The following is a 4,575-nucleotide window of genomic DNA, read 5'->3' on the forward strand; positions in this document are numbered from 1 at the left end:
AGCATCGCGTTATTCCTGTAAATAAATTACAGTCTAGCTCAAAGTTAAATTGACGGCGCCCTTAGGAGTTCCAATAAAAAAAATTATTTCAACACATTTAGGCTATGGCAAATATTTATCGTTAAAAGCCTTCATTAATAAATTTTAGGTAATGGAATAAAACAAACACAAAGAAATGCCCAATGTCTGCGAATTACCACTGTTACTCATGATAAGTATTTTCCAAAATTCAATCAATAAGTGATATAATGCGGCATCTGATTTATAGCGAGAGTACTTATGAAAACGAAAATTGAATTGCGTTCCATATTAAATTCCCCAGAAAAACTAACTGATGTTGGTTTCATGAAAGAACGTTTTACCCAACTTTCAGAACTGCGGGAACTATTGAACCTTTTAACAGAACATAGCCTTAGTGCAAATCGGGCTGACGTGATTAATTTACTTCTTGCTAATAATGGCATACTTGAAAACCTTTGTGCCAGAGCACATGATGTTAAGGAAATAGTCAATTTACTACCGGAAGCTAAAGATGCGATTATAGAAAAAATTAATACAATCCCAAGCGTACTCTCAAAATTTGTTGAAAGTGGTGGGCTGCCAAACTTACGCCCTTTATTTGAGATTTGTCAATTAGTTTCACAGCGTGACCTCTTATTAAAAATAATTTTAACTAATGAAACATTATTACTCCTATCCTTACAACGATTCGATCATCTTACAGAGATGATTTATACCTTAACAAAGACCGACAGTGCTGTAATGCCAACAGTTCTATCCAATCACCACTTATTACGACTCTTCCTAAAAGAAGACTTAGGTAAGTTTATAAGTCTGCTACCAGCTTATAAACATGAGATATTGGATAAGATATTAAAAGAGGATGTTCTATTCAAAGAAAAGGAGGATTTGAATGCATCGACTTTACAAGAATTAGCAACTTGTTTTCCTGAACAACTAGAGGCGATAACGCAGAAATGTAAGGTGTTTAATGAAACCTTGTTCAACGAAATTCTACAGACAAGTAAGCAAATTAATATTCTATTTTTACCTGCTCGATTTAACAATTCACCGCTAAGTGCTGCAGTTTTCAATTGTGAAAAAGAGAAAGTAGCCGCCCTAATAAAAGATGGCAATAGCATCAATGCAGCCTGTTCAGAAGGTTTTACTGCACTACATTGGGCTTGTATGCGACGTGATGAGACTTTGATTAGTGAATTAATGTCTCACGGTGCTGATCCTAATGTAAAAAATAAAGATGGGAAAACACCATTGGATTATTACCGCTATCAAATTAGAGTAGATGATTTTAAACTGACCTTGAATTATTCGACATATCAAAGGCTTAAAAAGGAAGGCATCCTCACATCAGGACCAGCTGAAATGAAGGAATTTAACTTGGTTTTTTGGAATGATGCTGCTAAAGACATGGGAGCAACTAGAAGAAACCAAAAACCCATAAAGATGGATATGTTTAATGTCACTAAGAAACCCGAAACTGAGCAACTAGCCGTTATTGCAACTAAGCAATTTATTGCAAGTCCAGTTTTTGCAGCGGAAGTTAAGACATCCGTGGATCATTTGGTTGACGCTAGTATTCAGGAATATAAAAAAACTAACTCGTGACTACACTATTCCACAGAGTAACAATTAATTAGTGATAAAAAATACCGGGGGTTAGAATCTATACTCCTGGTATGAAAAATACTATCCCGCTAGAGAGTTCATTGCCAGTTTGGGCTGGATATGCGGTAAAACCCTAATCAATAAGGCGCACAATAAAAATTGAAATCCGGTTTTTTTAAACATGTAATTCCTTTAGATGGGTTACGGAGCTTGAAACGCGCCTATTTTATGATGCAAATAGTGATAAATAAAGGAAGCAATTAACAATTGGAAATTAGTCCTAATGACGCGTATGATCAATTACCGGGCAAGCGAAAAAAAATATAAATTTTTATAAACATTTAGGCGTACACAGTACGCCTATTGCAGAACCCTGATAAATATTGACGTTTCAGTGGTTGTTCAGATAAAGCCTGAATTGTCCATCTAATTAAGTCGAACTCATTTGATTAAAACGAACATGATCTTAATAAGAAGGAATTCATTCGAAAGGAATTTGGTTATTTGGAATCACCTTGGATTGTCCCAGGAAAAGCGAATTTTTCCCCGAGGCGAATATAGACAGAAAACTGGAATATCGTACCTGATTCATCGTTGGAAATAATCCTATCGGTTTGCTCATTAGCAATTTGAATCATAAAGGGATAATCTGTTTCATCATCGAATAAAATTTCTAATCCACCGGGAATAATTGAAATTAATACCGATTTACTCGACCGCATTTCAGTTAGTAGAGGCTTTTGATTATCTGGTACTAAAAGTCGTGCACATCCCGCATTCCACGTCAGGTAAAACTCTCCTGCTTTAGCTGCTGGTGAATCAAAATAATTGGTTCTTTGCTAAATGATGCCCGTATTTTCGAATGTATACAGACCCCCGGGGTGAGTAGACCTGCAAGATCGCTCCTGCAAGCCCCTCCTCAGAACCGGACATGCAGAACTACCGCATCCGGCTCCCGATAGACCAGTGCCCCTACACATATTCAGTGTTTCGGGAACATCGATGTTGTTTTACCCATTTTTGGGAATCCCATCCCTTGCATCATTTGATTAAACCGATCCCACCTAAGTGGACGGCGTCTGCCTCTTCGATTAAACCACCGGTGGATTGTTCGCATACACTCAACCCTAAATGCGTCGACCATATGGCTGTTGTCCGATATATGATGATAATTAATCCAACCTCGAATAACAGCTATAGCGGTATGTAGGACATTCCGTGGGTCACGGGCATTTAGGTTATCCCATAAGAATTTGCGTAGTCCTTTAAGTTTTGATGCAAAGCGATCTCTACGGCTTTTAAATTTCAACCGCCAAAAATTCGCTCTCACCTTGCCCCAGTAACATGTAAATCCTAGAAAGTGGAAAACTGGTATGCGTTCTCCTCTCTGGTTTGCTCGTTGTGCTGCATAGTTTCCCGCGCGGATAAGCTGTGACTTACCTTCGTGCAAAGACAGTCCAAACTTGGCAAATCGTTTTGGCAGTACCCGATAAAAGCGCTTCGCCTCTACTGGGCACCCAAATGTGAACACCATATCATCAGCATATCTGATGACTTGTGCTCTGCCACGTATGTGTGTTTTGCTAATTTCAGCAAACCATACATCAATGACGTAGTGCAGGTAAATATTCGCCAGAATTGGCGAAATGATGGAACCTTGAGGGCAACCACAGACATTCTCAACAGCTTTATCTCCATTGAGTATTGGCGCACTAATTAAAGTATCAATTAACTTTAAGAAGCGGCGATCAGATATTTTATTATTCAGCAACTTCATCAGTGCCTCATGAGGTATTGTGTTGAAGTATTTGCGTATATCGATTTCCACTATTGCGCCATTTACATTGGGAAATACCGCGGCTGTTAATGCCCTTAGTGCATCGTGGCAATTTTTACCTGGGCGAAACCCAAACGAGCAGGGCAGGAACAAGGGCTCGTATATTTCACTAAGGATATTGCTGACAGCAAGCTGCACAATCTTATCCTCTATACATGAAATAGCAAGCGGCCTTGTGCTGCCGTCTTCCTTTGGAATTTCTGTCAGCCTTGCAGGCTTTGGTTTGTAGGTGCCACGTCGGATGCGTCGAATCAGAGAGTTAATGTTCTCATCAAGTCGCTTGCCATATGCACGTTTGCTTACTCCATCGACACCAACAGCTTTCTTCCCGTCAAGCTGTCGATATTGCTCCTTTAGCATATCAGCACTAATCAGATGACCAAGGTTATTAAACACTAAGTCATCATCGGTGGCTGAGAGCTCACCTATACGTTTGAGTTTCGTTAACCATGTTATTCCGTCTTTGCTGTGTACGGCCACTGTTTCCCTCTTACGTTTAATCTATCTGACAGCCCTTCGCTCCGCAGGAATTACCCTGTTTCATTACTACTATGGCTGACTCCGACTTCCAAAGCACCATTTCGCTGACCTCGTGTTTCGCACTTGAATCAGCAATACTTCATCCATGAAGAGTGATTTGGATCTCACAAGTTCTACATCCATCTCTACAAACTCGCCGACGCCTCCAACCCCGGTATTTGGCAATGGTTCGTCACCAGTTTAACCTTACCATCGCCTGTTGCCTGCCACATCCCGGAGCGTGTCGGCTCATACGATAACCTGATTTCGGGGCTACAGCGTTCACCTTGCGGTTCCGGCTCGATTGTTTCGCTGTCTACGTTTCACGGCCATCGTTACCTTTGGTCGCGCAAGACTCGCTATGTGGTAGTGCTGGTTACACCTTCCACAGCAGGACTTTCACCTGCAAGATGGGTGCAGCTTCTTGTCGCACCCGGGATCCTGGTAAAAAAGGGTCATGTTCAGTTTTGACGCAGAAACCCCGGGTTGCTTGGTTAGACCAGCGGACTAGCAATACGAAAACCTGCGGTTATAAACTTTATAGCCAACACACGATAAATTGATTATTAGCAATGGCTCTGAAAAAGCTCATC

Annotated in this window: 2 protein-coding genes; one reads left to right on the forward strand and one right to left on the reverse strand. The window is 40.5% G+C overall.

Translation table 11 applies throughout. From position 1 onward, the window contains the following. The first annotated feature begins 279 nt into the window (after window positions 1-279). A complete protein-coding gene (locus Q0495_RS03785) occupies window positions 280-1,626 on the forward strand; it encodes an ankyrin repeat domain-containing protein (protein WP_298623271.1) in 1,347 nt (448 codons plus the stop codon). Between the two features lie 982 nt (window positions 1,627-2,608). Here Q0495_RS03785 and ltrA read toward each other — a convergent pair. Further along, complete coding sequence (gene ltrA / locus Q0495_RS03790) at window positions 2,609-3,943, reverse strand: group II intron reverse transcriptase/maturase (RefSeq protein ID WP_298623272.1); 1,335 nt, start codon at window positions 3,941-3,943, stop codon at window positions 2,609-2,611. Between the last annotated feature and the right edge of the window lie 632 nt (window positions 3,944-4,575).

The sequence above is a fragment of the uncultured Legionella sp. genome (assembly GCF_937871865.1).
Lineage (GTDB): Bacteria > Pseudomonadota > Gammaproteobacteria > Legionellales > Legionellaceae > Legionella.

Coding starts and splice junctions, on each gene's coding strand:
- Q0495_RS03785 (WP_298623271.1), top strand. CDS start 280: ATGAAAACGAAAATTGAATTGCGTTCCATATTAAATTCCCCAGAAAAA.